Origin of the sequence: Lactobacillus sp. ESL0684 (assembly GCF_029392675.1) — a bacterium.
Classification (GTDB): Bacteria; Bacillota; Bacilli; order Lactobacillales; family Lactobacillaceae; genus Lactobacillus.
The window spans coordinates 373,679-392,015 of the sequence record NZ_CP113941.1; the positions used below are offsets into that span (position 1 = coordinate 373,679).

At 36.2% G+C, this 18,337-nt stretch carries 20 protein-coding genes; all 20 read left to right on the forward strand.

Annotation, left to right across the window (positions count from 1 at the left end):
- The first annotated feature begins 4 nt into the window (after nt 1-4).
- The 20 genes from OZX56_RS01770 (at nt 5) to OZX56_RS01865 (ending at nt 18,286) form a co-directional block, all read left to right on the forward strand.
- Nucleotides 5-829, forward strand: a complete 825-nt coding sequence (locus tag OZX56_RS01770) for a Sir2 family NAD-dependent protein deacetylase (protein ID WP_277139967.1) — start codon at nt 5-7, stop codon at nt 827-829.
- A gap of 9 nt (nt 830-838) precedes the next feature.
- Entirely contained in the window at nt 839-1,792 is a 954-nt protein-coding gene (locus OZX56_RS01775) for an exonuclease domain-containing protein (RefSeq protein WP_277139968.1), read from the forward strand.
- Between the two features lie 98 nt (nt 1,793-1,890).
- Nucleotides 1,891-2,760, forward strand: coding sequence for a DNA/RNA non-specific endonuclease (locus OZX56_RS01780; protein ID WP_277126955.1), 870 nt, complete (start codon nt 1,891-1,893; stop codon nt 2,758-2,760).
- 487 nt (nt 2,761-3,247) lie between these two features.
- Complete coding sequence (locus OZX56_RS01785) at nt 3,248-4,075, forward strand: type II CAAX endopeptidase family protein (RefSeq protein ID WP_277139969.1); 828 nt, start codon at nt 3,248-3,250, stop codon at nt 4,073-4,075.
- On the forward strand, nt 4,075-4,287 hold the full coding sequence (locus OZX56_RS01790) for a hypothetical protein (protein ID WP_277139970.1): 213 nt from the start codon (nt 4,075-4,077) through the stop codon (nt 4,285-4,287). Before OZX56_RS01785 ends, OZX56_RS01790 begins: the two co-directional genes overlap by 1 nt.
- A gap of 228 nt (nt 4,288-4,515) precedes the next feature.
- Nucleotides 4,516-5,244 carry an L-ribulose-5-phosphate 4-epimerase gene (locus tag OZX56_RS01795; protein WP_277139971.1) on the forward strand — a complete coding sequence of 243 codons (729 nt, stop codon included), beginning with the start codon at nt 4,516-4,518 and terminating at the stop codon, nt 5,242-5,244.
- Between the two features lie 112 nt (nt 5,245-5,356).
- The gene (locus OZX56_RS01800; RefSeq protein WP_277126950.1) at nt 5,357-5,812 is read left to right on the forward strand and encodes a PTS sugar transporter subunit IIA; all 456 of its coding nucleotides are present in this window, start codon (nt 5,357-5,359) and stop codon (nt 5,810-5,812) included.
- Nucleotides 5,813-5,827: 15 nt separating this feature from the next.
- Nucleotides 5,828-7,225 carry a PTS transporter subunit IIC gene (locus OZX56_RS01805; protein ID WP_277139972.1) on the forward strand — a complete coding sequence of 466 codons (1,398 nt, stop codon included), beginning with the start codon at nt 5,828-5,830 and terminating at the stop codon, nt 7,223-7,225.
- Between the two features lie 39 nt (nt 7,226-7,264).
- Entirely contained in the window at nt 7,265-7,555 is a 291-nt protein-coding gene (locus tag OZX56_RS01810) for a PTS sugar transporter subunit IIB (protein WP_277126948.1), read from the forward strand.
- Between the two features lie 64 nt (nt 7,556-7,619).
- Entirely contained in the window at nt 7,620-9,692 is a 2,073-nt protein-coding gene (locus tag OZX56_RS01815) for a PTS sugar transporter subunit IIA (RefSeq protein ID WP_277139973.1), read from the forward strand.
- Nucleotides 9,693-9,871: 179 nt separating this feature from the next.
- Nucleotides 9,872-11,305: an MFS transporter gene (locus OZX56_RS01820; RefSeq protein WP_277139974.1), complete on the forward strand. Its 1,434-nt coding sequence runs from the start codon at nt 9,872-9,874 to the stop codon at nt 11,303-11,305.
- Nucleotides 11,306-11,399: 94 nt separating this feature from the next.
- Nucleotides 11,400-11,789, forward strand: a complete 390-nt coding sequence (locus tag OZX56_RS01825) for a PTS sugar transporter subunit IIA (protein ID WP_277139975.1) — start codon at nt 11,400-11,402, stop codon at nt 11,787-11,789.
- Between the two features lie 154 nt (nt 11,790-11,943).
- A complete protein-coding gene (locus OZX56_RS01830) occupies nt 11,944-12,765 on the forward strand; it encodes a PTS sugar transporter subunit IIC (RefSeq protein WP_277126944.1) in 822 nt (273 codons plus the stop codon).
- Nucleotides 12,758-13,594 (forward strand): PTS system mannose/fructose/sorbose family transporter subunit IID, encoded by an 837-nt coding sequence (locus OZX56_RS01835; RefSeq protein ID WP_277126943.1) that lies wholly within the window; start codon nt 12,758-12,760, stop codon nt 13,592-13,594. The genes OZX56_RS01830 and OZX56_RS01835 overlap by 8 nt, the downstream gene beginning before the upstream one ends.
- Nucleotides 13,595-13,609: 15 nt before the next feature.
- Nucleotides 13,610-14,095: a PTS sugar transporter subunit IIB gene (locus OZX56_RS01840; protein WP_277126942.1), complete on the forward strand. Its 486-nt coding sequence runs from the start codon at nt 13,610-13,612 to the stop codon at nt 14,093-14,095.
- A 2-nt stretch (nt 14,096-14,097) separates the two neighbouring features.
- Nucleotides 14,098-15,102, forward strand: a complete 1,005-nt coding sequence (locus OZX56_RS01845; protein WP_277139976.1) for a serine hydrolase domain-containing protein — start codon at nt 14,098-14,100, stop codon at nt 15,100-15,102.
- A complete protein-coding gene (locus OZX56_RS01850; protein ID WP_277139977.1) occupies nt 15,099-16,139 on the forward strand; it encodes a dipeptide epimerase in 1,041 nt (346 codons plus the stop codon). The genes OZX56_RS01845 and OZX56_RS01850 overlap by 4 nt, the downstream gene beginning before the upstream one ends.
- On the forward strand, nt 16,139-16,909 hold the full coding sequence (locus OZX56_RS01855; protein WP_277139978.1) for a serine hydrolase: 771 nt from the start codon (nt 16,139-16,141) through the stop codon (nt 16,907-16,909). Before OZX56_RS01850 ends, OZX56_RS01855 begins: the two co-directional genes overlap by 1 nt.
- A 245-nt stretch (nt 16,910-17,154) precedes the next feature.
- Nucleotides 17,155-17,442 carry a type II toxin-antitoxin system HicB family antitoxin gene (locus OZX56_RS01860; protein ID WP_277126938.1) on the forward strand — a complete coding sequence of 96 codons (288 nt, stop codon included), beginning with the start codon at nt 17,155-17,157 and terminating at the stop codon, nt 17,440-17,442.
- Between the two features lie 277 nt (nt 17,443-17,719).
- Nucleotides 17,720-18,286: an aldose epimerase gene (locus OZX56_RS01865; protein ID WP_277139979.1), complete on the forward strand. Its 567-nt coding sequence runs from the start codon at nt 17,720-17,722 to the stop codon at nt 18,284-18,286.
- Nucleotides 18,287-18,337 lie beyond the last annotated feature (51 nt).

Consider the following 18,337-nt stretch of genomic DNA (forward strand, 5'->3'; position numbering starts at 1 on the left):
ATAAATGGAAAATTTAAAACAAGCTAAGCAGCTGATTGCTGATGCAGAAGTTGTTATTGTGACGGCTGGTAATGGGCTAGCGCAGATTGAAGGCCTAGATATTTTGGATAAAAAAGACTTCCAAAATAACTTTGCAACTGTGGTGCAAAAATACGGTGTAACAAATGTGCAGGAGGCTTTAGAATATAAGTTCCCTTCTTGGCAAGAACAGTGGCTGTTATGGAGTCAACTAATTCAAGAATACACTCTGAATTATCAACCTAGTCAAACAATGCAAGATTTGCATTATATAATAGGAAGAAAAAAGTATTTTATCGCGACAACAACTTTTGCAGATTTCTTTGAGCGAGCTGATTTTAATGGTAACCGTATTTTCAATGTAGTTGGCAACTGGTCTGAGATGCAATGTTCGAGTGGCATTAATCATGGCTTACATGATGATCAGCAGGTGGTGCAAACTTTTATCCAAGCAGCAAAAAATCATGATTTGTCAGCAGAGTTAGTGCCTAAATGTGAAGTTTGCCAGCAGCCATTGGAACTGCATTTGCCACTTAATAATCATTTTTATCCAGAAAGTGATGCTAATAGTCGTTTTCGTTGGTTTCTAACAGGTAATGAAGATAAAAAGGTCACTGTTCTAGAATTAGGTGTTGATGAAGCTAGCCCTCAGTTGTTCACCCCACTGGTTAGTTTAGTTGAACAATTTCCTCAGTGGTCATATGTAGCAGCCGATTTTTCGCAAGATGAGTTACCCGAAGTGATTCAGGATCGCAGTGCAGCTGTTAATGCAGATAGCGCGACATTAATTAAAAGTTTAGCAGAAAAGTAGAGCAATAAAATGAGTATTACGATAACTAACGGTGTCCTGCAAGTGTCAGGTGCCCAAGATAAATTACGGGGTAAAGGGCGTGAACGACCAGAGTTTCTGTCCGATTATACTTTGCTAGATATTGAAACAACAGGCCTTAGTCCATATCGTGATCATGTGACTGAGCTAGGTGCAATTAAAGTTCGCGGCGGTGAAGTGGTTGATCAGTATAATCAGCTAGTCTATTATCCACGGTCTAATCATGTACCAAGTGCGATTACCAAACTTAATGGGATTACGGAAGACCAGTTACTTGCTGAAGGTATTCCGGTAAAAACTGCTATGACTGAATTTCGCACTTTTATTGGGTCAGATATCATCATTGGCTATAATGTTAACTTTGACCTAAATTTTTTATATGACCTAACGCAAAAGTTTAATTTATCAGAATTAAATAATGATTATGTTGATGTTTTGCGCTTTGCTCGTAATTATTATCCACGCCAGCGCAATCGTTTGCTTGATTGTATTCAGCGTGCTGGGATTGCTCAGACTGAGCAGCATCACGGTTTAGCTGATTCCCTTGATACCAAAAAGGTTTACGATGATTTTCGCTTGCATTTTACCCCTGATTTACTTGCTCAAACGAAGCAGCAGCTTAAGAATTTTGACTTATTGGCGGAAACTTTGACTAACGAGCAGATTGGTTTTCGTAATCCAGTTAAAAATAAAAAAATCACTTTTGCACCCAATCTAGCAATGGATAACTCAGAAGCTTGCCAAATGGTTAATAACTTGGGTGGTCAAGCACAACTTGAGTTAACAGCTGATACTGATTATTTGATTGTGGACGATCACACGTTTTTTGACAGAAATGATCCACTTAGAAAACAGGTGGAGAATTATCAGCAAACAGGTAGTAAAATTAAGCGGTTATCTGAAAAGTATTTTTTAAATATGCTTGATGAATGGGCTAGAAAGTAAACTAAGTGTCATTATAAAATGGCACTTTTTATTTGCCATCTTGCAAACTGAAGTTCGATTAGTTATACTTAATTGAGTTTAATTAAGGGGAGAATGCAATGGCGCGTAAGAAAAGAAGACGTAGCAAACGCAAAGATAATAGTAACTTCTGGTCAGTTGTAGTTATTATGATTGCGGCAATTTGGCTGATATCAACTAAAGGTGGCAGTGATCCTAACGGCAGTCATTTTCTAAAGCAATTTACAGGTCAAAGTTCTACTTCAAGCAAAATTGATCATGCTAAACCAGCAACAACAGCCTATGGCGGTTTGGCACAAAAAGATTATGATAAATTAGCTAAATTAGACTTTAAGAGTGGCGGGGATGCATACATTACAGTTAATGCGAATAAGTCCACTTTGATTAAAAATGCTTGGAAGGTCAATCGGGTGATCTATGCCGACTTAGATAGTCTGAATCGCACATCTCATTCAAATACTGCTTTTCTGGAGAAACGTAACGTTGCTAGCGGTGACTTAAGAGTACGGCAGTATGTGGAACCAACAGCTTGGCATTATAATCATCGTGGTAAGACGCAAGTATACAATCGGGGACATCTGATTGCTTATTCGGTATCGGCTGGGATTGATCAGAGTGGTAATTACAATCCTGATAATCAATCGGGTGATCAGAACAATCCCAAGAACTTGTTTACTCAGTCAGCTTTTGCTAATCAAAAAATTCAGACAGTCTTTGAAAGTAAAGTTAGGTCAGCTTTGCGTGCTAACAAGCGAGTGATTTATCAGGCAACACCAATTTTTCGAGGTCAGGAATTAATGGCACGCGGAATTAATTTGCAAGCTGTCGCAACTGATGGTAGTTTGGACTTTAACGTCTACCTGTTTAATGTTCAACCTGGCTTTGTGTTTAATTATCAAGATGGTCGCGCTAAAGTTAATCGAGAACTGCAAGTCAATGATAATGGTTAGTAGTAATAGTCAATACAAAAAAGTCTTGCGAAATGCAAGGCTTTTTATGTTGGAGCTTATTTAGATAAATGAGTGGCTGGATTGAGGTAAGTGTCACTACTTGATATTGTCTTACTAACGCTAATCTTTAAGAATAAAGTTGCTACCAATATTATTGACAAGTTAGCTATGACATAGTATTGTACTAAGTAAGTGATACAGCTTATAAATTATAATCGATTTGTGAGAGAAGGTGAGAATGATAGCAAGTTAGATTAGTAAGGAAAGAAACTACAAAGCAGTTTATTTTCTAAGAGTAGCAAAAATTATTAGTGCGTAATGACTAGTATTTCTGGTCATTATAATTTTTAAACAACAAATATACTTGCTGAAAGACTACTGCATGGCAGTAGTCTTTTGGTATGCAAGAAATAATTGGGTTTATGTTGGTGTTTACAAAAAGTGATTATTAGTTAATAATATTATTATATAATATTGGAGGAAAAGAATGAAAAAAATAAAATTTAATAATGAGAGTATCTGGTCACCGATTTTATTTACAATCGTAATAGAATTGGCGTTTGTCATAATTGCTATTCTTATTAATTTTCTAGCACCTAGTTTAGTTGCTACCGTAGTATATCGTTTGGCAAGGATAAGTAGGACCACGGCTGTATCTTTAATAAAAAGTTTGGCGCCGCCCTTTACAGTTTTAAGATATATTGTTGCTGTCTGGTTTTTGCTTTGGTTAAATAAAAAGTGGTTGAAGGAGCCATTGGATTTTGGCAACTGGCGCTGGTCGCCTGAAGTCATTATAATTGGTCTTTTTGCTCTTTTAAGCGAAGTATATGGTATTACGACGACTAAGATTGGTTTTAACGCTACTGACTTGTCTAATCTATGTTTTACCTTTGGTCCAGCAATTTTTGAGGAACTTTGGTTTAGAGGTATTGTTTTAGTTGCATTAGTTAGGCGAATGAAGCAACAAAAATTGGGAGTTTTTTGGGCTTTGCTAATTACCTCTATTATTTTTGGTTTAGGGCATGTCATTTTGAATGATCAACCAAATCTTCAAGAACTTATGTTGCAAGTAATATCGGCTGCCGGAGGTGGCTTTCTTTATGGAGCGCTATATTTACGTAGTCAAAACCTGCTTTTGCCAATGTTGCTACATTTTGCTAATGATTTTAACGCATGGTTTTTTAATACTTGTTGGGAAGATTTGTTACCATTGTCTGATGTCCAGTGTGTAGTTTTAGAATTGCTAGTCAATTTAATTTTAAGTATGGTCCTAATTTACAAATTTAAAACTAATAAAGAATTAGAGGTAGAATAATGGTGGCTAAACTGTTTAGTAGATTAACTACGCTTAGTTGGCTGATTACGTTAGTGTTACTTATCGTGGCGATAAAACGGCAAACTTTGTTTACGCAGCCAATCTTGACACATAATACACCGCATGGCTTTTTAGGTTGGGCGTTGGTAATTTCAATTGGCCTGAGTGTTATCAATGCTTTTATCAAGTTGACGTCCGATCCAAGAAAATAATAGCTATTTAATATATAAAAAAATCCAGTTCAGAGATTAGAGTTTCTGAACTGGATTTTTTGTATACAGAATTTTAGTAAACAAAGTAAGCTAGGGATTACTTAAAAGCTTCTATAATTCTTTAATTTAGTTAAACGATTGCACTAAAAATATTATCAATACTTGTCTTATGGTTCGGTTCAACTAATGATTGAATGACTATTATAAGTTTAGAAAGGATGAATTAGTATGCTAGAAAAGTTAAAAGAGGAAGTTTACCAAGCTAATATGCAATTGCCAAAACTAGATTTAGTGACTTTTACTTGGGGAAATGTGTCGGGAATTGATCGTGCCAGTGGCTTGTTTGTGATTAAACCATCAGGTGTTGCATACGAAGAACTGAAGCCGGCCGACTTGGTAGTGGTGAACTTAAAAGGTGAGGTTGTTGAAGGTGAGCTTAATCCTTCCAGTGATACACCAACGCACACGGTTTTATATAACGAATTTCCCCAAATTGGTGGGATAGTTCACACGCATTCACCTTGGGCTGTCTCGTTTGCGGCTGCCAAAATGGATATTCCAGCGATGAACACGACACATGCCGATACCTTTTATAATGCTATTCCAGCAGCGGATGCTTTAACTGAGGCAGAGATTACAGAAGATTATGAAGTTAATACTGGGAAGGCAATTGTTAGAACTTTTCAAGAGCGTGGTCTTGATTATGCAGCAACGCCAGGAGCACTAGTTAGTCAACATGGGCCGTTTTGTTGGGGAGAAGATCCAGCAAAAGCAGTTTATAATGCCAAGGTTTTAGAAGTTGTAGCTCAAGAAGATTATCACACTTTGCAATTAACTAGGGCAGATAGTCAATTGCCCCAATACTTACTAGATAAACATTATTATCGCAAGCATGGTCAGAATGCGTATTATGGGCAAACTAATGCAGCATCAAAAACTCATGCTAAACATAAGTAAGACTAGTAGTCAATTAAGTGCACTAAATTTAGTTAATCTCTGTGACTTATAAAGCGCTTTTTTTAATGCTTAAATTAATTGTGTGATAAATAGGATTTGAGGAGGTGAATAAATGGAAATTTTAAGTCCAGATTTAGTTTTTGCACAAGTCGAAGTTAAAACTTCTGATGAAATCATTCATTATCTAGCTGATCACTTAATGGATACTAAAAAAGTTAAGAGCACTTTTGAACAAGCAGTTAAAGATCGTGAAAGAGTTCATCCCACTGGATTGCCTAGCGGCAAAGTAGCCGTCGCTATTCCGCATACCGATGTTCAGTATGTCAATGAGGCTGCAATTACTTTTGCTACTTTAGCACATCCAGTTAAGTTTCATAATATGGCTGTGACTGATGAATGCTTGGATGTACAGATAGTGGTTATGCTTGCACTGAAAAATCCACATAGCCAAGTTAAAATGTTACAAAAATTAATGGCGCTGTTTCAAAATCAAGAGCTACTAAGCAGCTTGTGCCTAATTAACAATAGTGCGCAGCTTTATAAAAGTATTTCAAAATATATTGAATAGTTAGGAGGACTTGTTATGAAATCAATTATCGATTTTATCATGTACATTGTTGGTCTGGGGCCAACTGTTTTAATTCCCATCATTATGTTGATATTTGGACTGTGCGTTCGTGTACCTTTTACTAAGGCTCTACGTGGCGGGTTAATGGTCGGAATAGGATTTATTGGATTAAATGCAACAGTTTCGATTCTAACCGATGTTATGAATCCTGCAATCAAAAACATGATTCAGGTAATGCATTTAAATTTAGAAGTGATTGATGTAGGTTGGCCATCTGCCTCAGCAATAGCCTATGGCACAGCAGTTGGAGTTAGTATGATTCCGTTAGGAATTGCAATTAATTTATTGATGTTAGTCACTAAAACTACTTCAACAATTGATGTTGATATTTGGGATTTTTGGCATTTCGCGTTTAGTGGCTCGCTTGTTTATGCTCTGACTAAAGACATTGTACTTAGCTTGTTTTTAGCTAGTGTGAACATGATTGTTATTATGGTAATTGCCGATCGAACTGCGCCACTTTCTGAAAAGTATTTAGGATTACCAGGAATTTCGGTGCCACATGGCTATGCAGGTTCATTTGTGCCAATCGCATTAGTAATCAATTGGATTATTGATAAAATTCCAGGTATTAATAAAATTCATATGGATGCCAAAGACTTTAATAAGAAGTTTGGTTCATGGGGAGAACCAACACTGTTGGGTTTTGCGATTGGTATTATCATTGGTGTTTTAGCTTATGGTTTTATTCCAGGAATGACAATTGCCACTAAATTAGGAAAGATAATGCTGATGGGTGTAACTCTATCCGCTGTCATGATTATTACCCCTAAGATGGCTGCATTACTTTTGCAAGGTGTGGTTCCTGTGTCTGATGCAATTCAATCTTTTACCCAAAAGAAGTTCTCTGGTAAAAGAAAAATTTATATTGGTATGGACACTGCGGTTGGAATTGGTAGTCCGGTTGTTCTAGCTTGTGCAACGTTGATGATTCCAGTAGCCTTGCTATTTGCGTTTATTTTACCAGGAAACAAGTTTTTACCAACGATTGGGCTAGTAGGGTTTGTTTTCATGTTTCCATTAATTGTTTCGGTTACTCATGGTGATTTCTTTAGATCATTTATCATTGGTGCAGTTAATGTGGTTTTAGGACTATGGATTGGCACTAATTTGGCACCGTTAGTCACTAAATGTGCTCGTGCAGCTCACTTTGCAATTCCTAAAGGTTCCTCACTTATCTCTAGTATTGATTACGGTTCAAATCCATTTCCTTGGTTAATTGTACAGATTGCACCGTATAAAATCTTTGCTTATGCCATTGGACTCATTTTAATCGTCGGACTATGTTGGTGGAATAGAAGCAAAATTATTGCTGGAGAGCAACAATTGACTAGTGATGAAGATAAAAAATAATTTTAAGTTTATATCAAAAAGAATAAGGAGATAATTATTATGAAAAAGATTTTAGTTGCTTGTGGTGCTGGAGTTGTTACTAGTACATCCGCAATGAATAAGTTACAAGAAGAATTAAAAAAGCGCGGAATTACTGAAGAGCAATATACATTAGGGCAATCCTCAGTTGCACAGGTTCAATCGCTGTCTTCTGATTATGACTTAGTTATTACAACTACCCAATATGACAATGATGAGGTTAAAGTACCAGTTGTTAATGGACTTGCATTGCTAACTAATATTGGGATTGATCAAGTAATTGATGAGATCATTAAGGATTTGAACTTCTAAACAATTTTAAGAAATAAGAAGGGTGATTAGTGTGATAAAAAAGCAATCTACTAAATTATTAAATGTGAAGAAACTGTTAGATTACTTAATAAAGGCACCTGATTTTGTTAGTCTAAATGAAATTATGGCAAACTTTAATATTTCACGCAGAACTGCCTTTAATTGGTTAAGTATGATTAATCAGCTTTTACAGGAGAATAATTTAGATAAGATTATTAATGTATCACACTATGGATATAAAATATCAGATCGAACCAAGCTGCAGTTAACATCAGACTCTGAGATATTGCCTAACTTGACTGAATATTCACACAAGGATTTAAGTTCTGATGAGCGACAAACAGCAATTATCTTATTTTTAATTAATAAGAATGATAATGTTTCAATTAATAAATTCGCGACAATGTTTGATTGTTCTCGTAATACAGTCATTAGTGACTTTAAAATTATTAAAAAAAGTTTCCCACAATTGACTATTACGAGTTCACGCTTAGGACATAAGATTACAGGCAATGAAATCGATATTAGAACTACTATTTATGAATTATTAATACATGATAATAAGTTGGTTCTTAGGTTTATTGAACAGCTAGACTTTTCATTGATAAAAGCTAAACAAATAATTCTAAATTCTCAACAGCAATTACAGATGAATTTTTCTGAAAATTCAATTAAGCTATTAACTTATTTGTTGGTCTTTAGCAAATGGCGAATTGTAAATGATAATAGTCTGCGAGATGATGCAGACTATTATTGGATCGACACTAATACTTCGACTGTATTACCAACTTGCACAGAAATTTTGAATTTATTTGTTGGGGAAAGTTATTCTAAAGGTGAAGTTACTTTTTTAAGTAAAGTTATTCTTTGTTCACAAGCCACAGAAGTTGGGTGCGTTAATAAAAAGTTGTACGATGATTTAAATCATATTGCTCAAGAAATGATTTTTAGATATGAGCAATTAACAGAACAACAAATTTCTTATAAAATTTTCACCAAAGTCTTGTGTAATCATTTATATGCGACATTTTTTCGAGTAAAATTTGGAATTCCGTTTACTTCAAATGAAGTTAATGAAATTAAGCGACAATATCCAGAATTAATTAAATTTACGGCAATTGCTTGTGTACCGCTTGAACAATATTTACATAAGAAATTACCAAGTGATGAGATAGCATTGATCTGTCTTTATTTTGGCTCGGCAAACAACCAGGATTATCAAGATCTGTCTAATACAGATAAGGTAAAAAGGGCTTCACTGGCAGAAGTTCTAGTAGTATGTTCTAGTGGCATCGGTACTTCAGCAATGTTGTATTATGAATTAACTAAATTATATCCACTGATTAAGTTTTCACTGCCACTAGAGATACGTGATATCCCCAAAGTATTTAACTATAATTACCAGGCAAAGTTAATAATTAGTACCGCTAGTTTGAATACTGCAACTTATCCTATTCCGGTTGTAAATGTCAAGGCAGTCTTGACTAAGCATGATCAGAATATTATTGAAAAATTTTTGCGTGAAAATATGCCGCGGCAAATTGAACATAACGCAGGTGCGGTAGACAGACTAGTGACTATTATTAATGAATATGCAGATGTAAAAGATGAAAATGGCTTGCGTTCAAATTTAGATAGATTTATTTTTCCAGAAAATAATAGAAATAATCAATTTGATTTACCGAGTTTGGCAAGTTTATTACCAACTAATCATATTAAGTTTTTGAAGAATAAACCAAGTCTTTCTTGGGAAGAAGCTTTACAAATAGGTTGTCAAATACTTGAGCAAGATGGAGTCATTGCTAATTCGTATCTTCAAGAGATTATTAAACTGATTAAGAAATATGGTCCATACATGTTAATTGCAAATAATATATTTTTAGCCCACGCTGCTCCTAGTGATAGTAGTCGCGCAGTTGGGTTATCTCTTGTTCGATTAGATATGCCATTAGAAATAAAGGCGCGCGATCAAAGTGTCTGGGTAAAATGTATTTTTGTTTTATCACCTGGATTAAATCGTGAGCATGAGCGGGCTTTGGAACAACTAGTTGATATTGTTGGTAGTGGGGATATTGAGCAATTATTTAGTGCAAAAACGCCCAAAGAAGCTAGAAAGTTTTTGCTATCAGTTTATTGAAAAATAGCTAATTAAATACACGGTTTGATTTTTTGAATCGTGTATTTTGCTTGTGTTGCTATTTACAGATTAATTTACTAAAAAGCCATTTTAAAAGATGAAATAAAGTGTATAATTTGTGTGTCATAGTTACGTGATAAATTCTTTGAATTTTATAAAATTGAAAGAGGGAGATAATAATGGCACAGAATTTAAGTTATCAAGCTGACACTAAGGTGCAAAAAAATCGTTGGTGGATTTTGGTTGCAGTTGGTTTGTTTACTTTCATGTCAACGCTTGACGGTACGATTGTCAATATTGCATTGCCAGTAATTAGTCGCGATCTAGGTATCACGATGAGTCAGTCTGAATGGGTTTCATCGCTATATTTGATTGTTGTTTGTAGCTTAATTTTATTTTTTGGTAAGCTAAGTGATTTACATGGAAAAATCAAAATCTTTCGTTTAGGGGCAATTTTCTTTATTACTGGTTCGCTATTATCAGGAATTAAAGTAAACTTGGTCTTTCTGCTAGTTGCGCGAGCAATTCAAGCAGTTGGTGCCGCCATGACGATGGCTACCAATAATGGAATAATTACAGAAATTTTTCCTTCAACAGAACGTGGTAGGGCTTTGGGGACGATTGGTTCATTCGTAGCTTTGGGTTCGATCGCTGGTCCTGGACTAGGCGGAGTAATCTTAAGCCAGCTATCTTGGTCGTATATTTTTTGGTTGAATGTGCCAGTCGGAATAATTGCAGCAATTATTGGTGCTATTGTTTTACCTAAAGATATTACATTTGCTAAAACATCACTTGATAAGCTAGGAACTTTTAGCTTTGCTTTAGGAATGGTTACGCTGTTTGGCGGCATCTTTTTAGGACAACAGTTGGGATTTAGTGCTTTACCAGTTATTTTGATGTTAATCGCTGGTGTTGCTAGTTTTGTTTGGTTTGTTTACCTTGAGAATCATACTGCTAATCCGCTACTACGCTTTGGTTTATTTAAGAACTTAGACTTTTCGATTAGTTTACTATGTGCCCTGTTAATTTTTATTACAAATTTCTTCTTTAATGTAGTTACGCCATTTTATTTAGAAAATGCGCGTCATTTAGCTCCTAGTACAACAGGATATATTTTAATGATTATGCCAGTTGTGCAACTATTTGTCGCTCCGGTTGCTGGGACGGCTTCTGACAAGATTGGTTCTAAACTAATTACATTTATTGGTCTAGTTTTAATGCTGATTAGTCAGATTGGCTATTTCTTCTGTGATTTGAATTCATCAATTTGGCTATTTATCAGCTGTATTGCGATTATGGGGTTAGGTAGTGGAATTTTCAGTTCTCCTAATAATTCGCTAGTTATGAGTTCGGTTAAGCAAAAGGACTTGGGTGTTGCAGGTAGTATTAATTCGCTGTCACGAAATCTTGGGATGGTAATTGGGATCTCAAGTGCGACTACTGTCTTGTTTGCTGCAATGAGCCATGCTAAGGGAACGCGAGTAACGGGTTATTTACCTAAAGAACCAGAAATTTTTATTTTTGGGATGCACGTGGTTTTCTTAATTTCAATCATCATATGTGCAATTACTGTGATTTTGAGTGGTTGGCGTTTATTTAGAAAAGAAAACTAACTATTTTGATATCGACAAAAATTTGTCTACCGACAATATTTAATGCTAAAATTGGTATGTTTGAAAAACTTGTAATTGAAAGGAATGTGAAAGTATGCGGATGTTATTAATGAGCCATGGACAAATGGCTAAGGCAGCTCTAGGTAGTGCAGAGCTAATCATGGGTGAACTTGACAATGTACAAGCAATTGGTCTTAACCCAGATCAGGGTCCTGATGATTTGCAAAGTGCTGCTGAAGAATTTTTGAATCAAACTGAGGATGAAGAGACAGTGGTAGCTGTTGATTTATTAGGTGGGACTCCTTCTAATGTGGTAATCAGATTGCTGGCTAAATATCCTAATATTCAGGTAATTAGTGGGATTAACTTGCCATTAATTATTGAGTTTGCTAATCAATCGATGATGGGCAACGGATTAAATAAGGCACAATTAATTTCAATGGCCAAAGATGGCATTGCAGATGTCAACGAGAAATTGAAGTAATTCTACTCAAAAAAACAAGGGACACGAATGGTTGAAAATAATTATTTGTGTCTCTTTATTTTTATCAAAAATATTTTTATCAGTTTTTTTCTGATATACTAAGATATTAGTAAAAATAGTTTTACATAAATTTAAAGATCGAAGGAGAATTAAAATGGCAATATCATGGGTAACTTTAATTTGCTTGACATTATATGTTGCAATTGCCCAATTAGATTCCTTGGCCGGTAAGATCGGCCTGTATTCACCTGTATTTGCTGGTGCAGTAACTGGTTTGTTAATGGGTGACTTGAAAACAGGTTTGTTAATTGGCGGTACGTTGCAACTAACAACTTTAGGTGTTGGAACATACGGCGGAGCAACTGTACCTGACTTTTTATCAGGTTCTGTTATGGGAACGGCGTTTGCGATTATTGCGCATCGCGGTGTTGCATATGGAATTGGCTTGGCGATTCCGATCGGTTTATTGTTGACACAGATGGATATCTTGGGTCGATTGACTAACTCATACTTTCAGAGTTTAGCGGATAAGTATGCAGATAAAGGTGACTATAAAGGTGTTGAAAGGGCTAACTTGCTAGGTATCTTACCGTGGACACTGTCACGTGCAATTCCGGTTTTTGTTGGGCTTTATTTCGGTTCAGCTGTAGTTAAGGCAATTAATGCTTGGATTCCGCAATGGCTGATGAACGGCTTGAAGACTGCCGGAATTATTTTGCCAGCAATGGGAATTGCGATTTTGTTACGTTATCTACCTATTAAGAAGTATTTTGCATATTTTATCATTGGCTTTGTGTTGATGGCGTACTTTGCTAAGAGCTTTTCCTTACTCGGTGTAGCCCTAGTTGGTTTGGCTTTAGCTGCAATTCACGTTACCAATGCTACTAAAAATTCGGCATCACCCGAGCCTGCAACTGGTACATCAGAAGCGGTAACAACAGGTTCTAGTGATGGGGAGGTTGACATCGATGTCTAAATTAAATTTAAAACATTTGAATAAAAAAGATATTCGCAAAGTCTTTGTACATACTTGGTTAGGAATTCAATTAGGCTGGAATTATGAAAGAATGGAAGGACTAGGATATGCTTATTCCGTTATTCCAGCTTTGAAAAAATTATACAAAGATGACAAAGAGAAGATGACGCGAGCATTAAAGATGGAAACTGCTTTCTTTAATACTACTCCTCAGATGAGTCATATTATCGTTGGTGCAGATATTGCGATGCAAGACGAGCTGGGATTAACTGATGAAAGTGAAGAAGCCATTACTGGATTAAAAACCGGATTAATGGGACCATTTGCTGGTGTTGGTGATACTGTTTTTATTGCGATTTATAACGCGATTATTTATTCAATTGCAGCGTATCTAGCTTTAGCAGGTCAATGGATTGGTCTACTTGTGCCAATTATTGGGTTTTTGGCTATGACTTGGACACGTTGGCAACTATTCATGATTGGTTTAAAGGAAGGGCGCAAGGTTGCGACAACCTTTTCAGATAAGATGTCACTGTTCACTGAAGGAGCGTCAATTCTGGGATTAACAGTTGTTGGCGGGATGATTCCTTCAGTAATTAATTACAAGCTTGACCTAACTTATAAGGTTGGTAAAGTTTCGATGAATGTGCAAGATATGCTTGATCAGATTATGCCAGGATTATTGCCACTATTAATTGCACTATTTTCCTATTGGATTTTAGGTAAGAAAAAGATGACTTCAACGAAGTTGATTTTTGTTTTGATTGCATTAGGCTTGGTCCTGGGTAATTTACAACCTATTTGCAGCTTTATTGCTAATCTATTTTAATCTGGAGGTAAGAGGATGACAGTAGTAGCAGCTCGTGTAGACGAGCGAATGATCCACGGTCAAGTCGCAACAGTATGGACCAATACTGTTGGTGCTGATCGTTTAATGGTTGCTAATGATAAAGTAGTTCATGATGATTTACAAATTTCTGCTTTAAAGATGGCTCGTCCAGCAGGTAAAAAATTGGCTATTTCTAGTATTGAAAAGGCCATTATTAATTTACAACCGGGAGCTAAATACACTAATGACAAAGTTTTTGTTATCACTAGAAACATTGCTGATATGGCTGCCCTAATTGATGGCGGAGCACCGATTACTAACTTCAATGTGGGTAATATCTCTGAAAAAGAAGGCTCGAAGGCAATTAAAAAGTCAGTCAATTTGACACCAGATGATGTTGCGACAATTAATCGTCTGCTGGATCAGGGGATCAAGATTACAGCCCAGATGGTTCCTAACGAATCAGATGCTTCAATTGCAACTTTTCTTGAGGAAAAATAGTTATGCAGGAGCAAGTAATTGCAACTGAATTAAAGGACTCTATTGCTAAGCAAGAAATTTATGGTGTCAGCTTTAGTTTAATTAGTCAGCAACAGAATCAATATACATATTGGGGCTTTACGGGTAAAGGCGAACAGCATCAGCCCGTGAGCCCTGATTTATATTATGATCTTGCTTCGTTAACTAAAGTGATTGCGACTACTACCAGATGTTTACAATTACTTGTTAACGGACGGATTAATTTAACTGATACTTTAGGTATGTTTTTGCCTAAAGCAGCAGCTAAGGAATTAACTATTGAGCAATTGTTGTTGCATCGAACAGGGCTAGTTGCCGATTTGCCTAATGTACATGAATTAACGTCAGTTGAGCTACAAGAACAGGTTTTGGCAAGTTTACCGCAAGTAACCCCGGGGACTAAAACGGAATATTCAGATCTAAACTTTATTTTATTAGGTTGGATTATTGCTCAAGTTGATGGTGATGTATTAGAAAGTATTACAGAGCATGTGTTTAAACCATTGAATATGGCACATACCTTCTATCAACCAGAGTTACATATTGCCACTAGCCTTTGTGTGCCAACTGAATATCAGGAAGAACGCGGTCTAGTTCAGGGCGAGGCGCATGATTATAAGGCACATTTACTTAATGGTGTTAGTGGTCATGCAGGTTTGTTTGGTACGCTAACTGATTTGACTAAATTTACCCGTGTTTTAAGCGGATTAACACCTAATGAACAGGTAATGCCGCAAGCGGCTTTCGATTTGCTGGCAAAGTATGATGTTGGTGCACGTACTCTTGGTTGGCAACGTTGGAGTCATGATGAGCAATACTGGCATACCGGATTTACTGGCACATCAATTGCATTTGATCGTCAAAAGCACACTGGCTTTGTTTGTTTGACTAATCGAATTTATCCGACTAGAACTAATAAAGGCTTTGTGCATACTAGAAGGCAACTATTACAAGCCTTTTTTGGACGTAAGAGAGAGTGGAATCAATGACAAAAATCACTGAAATAACAGTAGGAATAGTAAGTTTACCGCTAAAAACTCCATTTACAACGGCTCGTCATACTGTCACTGCTGCTCAAGCAGTTCAGGTAAAGGTCACATTGGCTAATGGATTAATTGGGGTTGGTACAGGTACTCCCAATGAGGTGGTAACTGGTGACACTTTAGCAAGTAGTCGAGCAGTATTAGAAGATGTTATCATTCCCAGCTTAATTGGTTGTGAATTTGAGGATTGGTCTAGCAATTTAGCAATTTTAAAAAACGCGATTCAAGATAATCAACCGGCTAAGGCTGCTGTTGAATTTGCCTTATACGATCTACGTTGTCAGACTTATCAGACTAGTTTAGTTAAATTGCTTGGCGGTAGGCAGGCTGCGGTAACTACTGATATGACTTTGGGAATTAAGCCACTTGATCAAATGGTCGCGGCTGCCCAAGAGTTTGTTAAGCAAGGTTTTACTACATTAAAAATCAAAGTTGGTTCTAATGGGATTGCGGCGGACTTGCATTTAATTGCAACAATCAGTAAAGCTGTAGGGCCACAGATTAAGCTGCGGCTTGATGCTAATCAAGGCTGGAGCCGGATGGAAGCTGCTCAAGCATTGCGTGAACTAGCTAATGCCAATTTACCAATTGAATTTGTTGAACAGCCGTTAGTGGCCAATGATATTGCAGGTTTAAAGGAATTAACGCAGTTACATATTTTGCCAATTATGGCGGATGAGAGTGCCTTTTCTTATCAAGATGTAATACGCTTATGCAGTGAACATGCAGTAGATTACGTGAACATCAAACTAATGAAAACTGGTGGCTTGTCTGAAGCTGAAAAAATTAATGATATTTGTGCTGCTTCTGGGATTTCTTGTATGATTGGCTGCATGATTGAGCCAACCAATAGTATTCAAGCGGCAATTGCCTTTGCGGCAAGTCATGAGAATGTGAAGTTTGCGGATCTTGACTCTGTTTATATGACTAAAGAAGTTCCTGAGGGACTGATATTAAATGGATCAGAATTACGGATAAAATAATGTCGGATTTTAAACAAGAAGTTACTAAATTACAACCACGGATTGATTATCAACTTTACCTATCTAGTTCATGGGGAATGGAAGTTGCAATTAATTCTAGTCAGCTATGGCCATGTGCAAGCCTGATCAAATTAGGCATTGCTGAATATGGGCAACAAATAGCTCTTAAAAAGCCAGAATTATTAACAGAAAAAGTTACTTTATTACCAGCAGATATTGTTGGTGGTGCCGGAACGCTGCAATTACTTTCACCGCAGACATATACGGTAAAAGACCTGTTACAGCTGATGTTAATTCAGTCAGATAATACTGCTACCAATGCGTTATTATCGACTTGGCAATTAGCTAAAATTCAGGCATGGCTTAACCAAAATTATCCTCAAGTATTACTGCAGCGGCGCTTGATGGCACCAGCAGTTAATGGCGAGAATCTGGCAACTGCTAAAAGCATAGCGCAATTATTAGCAGCTTGTTTTGATTATCAAGATGAATATGGACAAACCGTGCAGGTAAGTCTGCACCATCAAATGAGTCATGATAAATTGGTTTGGCCAGTTAATATTGGTGAATATACTAAAATTAAAACGTACAATAAAACTGGTGAATTACTTGGGTATGACCATGATGCTGCACGTTTTTATCTCGGTGATGCTTGGCTTGACTGTGTGGTAATGACTAAATATGCCACTGGCAAAAGAAGCCAGGCAGTAACCTTTTTGCAGTCAGTTGGTCGTTTGCTTTGTCAAACTTTAGTAGAATATCAACAATAAAAATTAAGCAATCTTAAATTAAATTTTGATGATTGCTTTTTTGATATTTAAGATTAAATCAGCATGATAATATTTATAAATTTTTTAAGCTGAATAAAAATAAAATGTTGATTTTGATTTAGATGTTAACATTTTGGCGCTGTTTTACTAAAACTAATTTTTTAATGATTTATTGTTACATTTCGCACTTTTAGGTATATGATTACTATAGGAGAAATGATAGCGTAAACAAGGAGGATTGTTGAATGGACCATAGAATTGTTACCTACCCTGCCATTTTTAAACCATTGGAAGATGATGTGTATGTAATTAGCTTTCCTGATGTTAAGGGCGCGATTACTGAAGGACAAGGCTTGAGAGAATCACTTAAAATGGCTGCTGATACGTTGGCAAGTAGGTTATACAATAAAGCACAATTGCCTAAAATTACTGCAATTGATGATATTGAGCTTGCAGATGATGGCTCTTTTGTGGCACCAGTATCAGCTGACTTGACTGAAGCAGCGCGTGATCGAATAAATTATCGAATTTAAACAAAAAAGCACCTCAGAAACTGAGGTACTTTTTGTATTAACTTGTTCCAAAAATCAATTATTATAATTCTCGCGAACAAACTAATTATATTATATTGAACTGATTTTGACTATCAATTTAACTCAAAAGTTATTAAACGAGTATAACTTGGTGGCACTACAATTGATACTCACTTAGGAAAGTTTCTCTGATTGTCCAAATTGCTAGTTTTAATCAAAATTGACAGAGTTAGGGTTTGAGTGCTATTTTTAAATGGGAAAAAGTTTGGAGTGAATTATGCAGACAATTGAAAATTCTCTTTTACGACTGTCGATTGATGAGCAGGGGGCAGAACTGGTTAGTGTGATTTCACCTAACAATCAGCGTGATTATTTCAAAAATGGAATTAACCAAAGTAAGCTTGCGATTTTTTTTGCTGAAAATGAGCAAAAAGATAATTTGGCGAGTTCATTGCCCTGGACGATAATTGATAAGGGAGATACACAAGTCAGTTTTGCTTTAATCGATGATACTGCTAGCTATAAGCAGTTTCCGTATCATTTTGAAGTAATTTTGACTTATCAACTTGAAGGAAACCGGATAGCAGTAAAATGCTATGTACAAAACAATTCGCATAAGCAGATGCCATTTTCTTTAAAACTGGTATTAGATCAGCTTGTAGATTGGCAGATTGAACCAATCATGGAAAATGTAGAATTAACGCAGGATGAGCTTAAATTAGAATTAACGTCACCGCAACTGAATTTGCAAGTCGGTGACGGATGCGTTTGCGCTGTTCAAGATGACAAGCTTCTTGCTGGTGACAGTAATACGGAATATCATCTCAGCTTGACGCTTAACTAAGATTGTAATGATTTTAATAAGAAATCAAAGGCAAATCAGCATTGATTTGCC

Excerpts from the sequence above, each read along its gene's own strand:
- OZX56_RS01840 (WP_277126942.1), top strand. The coding sequence starts at position 13,610 with ATGACAGTAGTAGCAGCTCGTGTAGACGAGCGAATGATCCACGGTCAA.
- OZX56_RS01810 (WP_277126948.1), top strand. The coding sequence starts at position 7,265 with ATGAAAAAGATTTTAGTTGCTTGTGGTGCTGGAGTTGTTACTAGTACA.
- OZX56_RS01785 (WP_277139969.1), top strand. The coding sequence starts at position 3,248 with ATGAAAAAAATAAAATTTAATAATGAGAGTATCTGGTCACCGATTTTA.
- OZX56_RS01770 (WP_277139967.1), top strand. The coding sequence starts at position 5 with ATGGAAAATTTAAAACAAGCTAAGCAGCTGATTGCTGATGCAGAAGTT.
- OZX56_RS01820 (WP_277139974.1), top strand. The coding sequence starts at position 9,872 with ATGGCACAGAATTTAAGTTATCAAGCTGACACTAAGGTGCAAAAAAAT.
- OZX56_RS01800 (WP_277126950.1), top strand. The coding sequence starts at position 5,357 with ATGGAAATTTTAAGTCCAGATTTAGTTTTTGCACAAGTCGAAGTTAAA.
- OZX56_RS01805 (WP_277139972.1), top strand. The coding sequence starts at position 5,828 with ATGAAATCAATTATCGATTTTATCATGTACATTGTTGGTCTGGGGCCA.
- OZX56_RS01795 (WP_277139971.1), top strand. The coding sequence starts at position 4,516 with ATGCTAGAAAAGTTAAAAGAGGAAGTTTACCAAGCTAATATGCAATTG.
- OZX56_RS01825 (WP_277139975.1), top strand. The coding sequence starts at position 11,400 with ATGCGGATGTTATTAATGAGCCATGGACAAATGGCTAAGGCAGCTCTA.
- OZX56_RS01830 (WP_277126944.1), top strand. The coding sequence starts at position 11,944 with ATGGCAATATCATGGGTAACTTTAATTTGCTTGACATTATATGTTGCA.
- OZX56_RS01790 (WP_277139970.1), top strand. The coding sequence starts at position 4,075 with ATGGTGGCTAAACTGTTTAGTAGATTAACTACGCTTAGTTGGCTGATT.
- OZX56_RS01855 (WP_277139978.1), top strand. The coding sequence starts at position 16,139 with ATGTCGGATTTTAAACAAGAAGTTACTAAATTACAACCACGGATTGAT.
- OZX56_RS01860 (WP_277126938.1), top strand. The coding sequence starts at position 17,155 with ATGGACCATAGAATTGTTACCTACCCTGCCATTTTTAAACCATTGGAA.
- OZX56_RS01865 (WP_277139979.1), top strand. The coding sequence starts at position 17,720 with ATGCAGACAATTGAAAATTCTCTTTTACGACTGTCGATTGATGAGCAG.
- OZX56_RS01850 (WP_277139977.1), top strand. The coding sequence starts at position 15,099 with ATGACAAAAATCACTGAAATAACAGTAGGAATAGTAAGTTTACCGCTA.
- OZX56_RS01775 (WP_277139968.1), top strand. The coding sequence starts at position 839 with ATGAGTATTACGATAACTAACGGTGTCCTGCAAGTGTCAGGTGCCCAA.
- OZX56_RS01835 (WP_277126943.1), top strand. The coding sequence starts at position 12,758 with ATGTCTAAATTAAATTTAAAACATTTGAATAAAAAAGATATTCGCAAA.
- OZX56_RS01780 (WP_277126955.1), top strand. The coding sequence starts at position 1,891 with ATGGCGCGTAAGAAAAGAAGACGTAGCAAACGCAAAGATAATAGTAAC.
- OZX56_RS01845 (WP_277139976.1), top strand. The coding sequence starts at position 14,098 with ATGCAGGAGCAAGTAATTGCAACTGAATTAAAGGACTCTATTGCTAAG.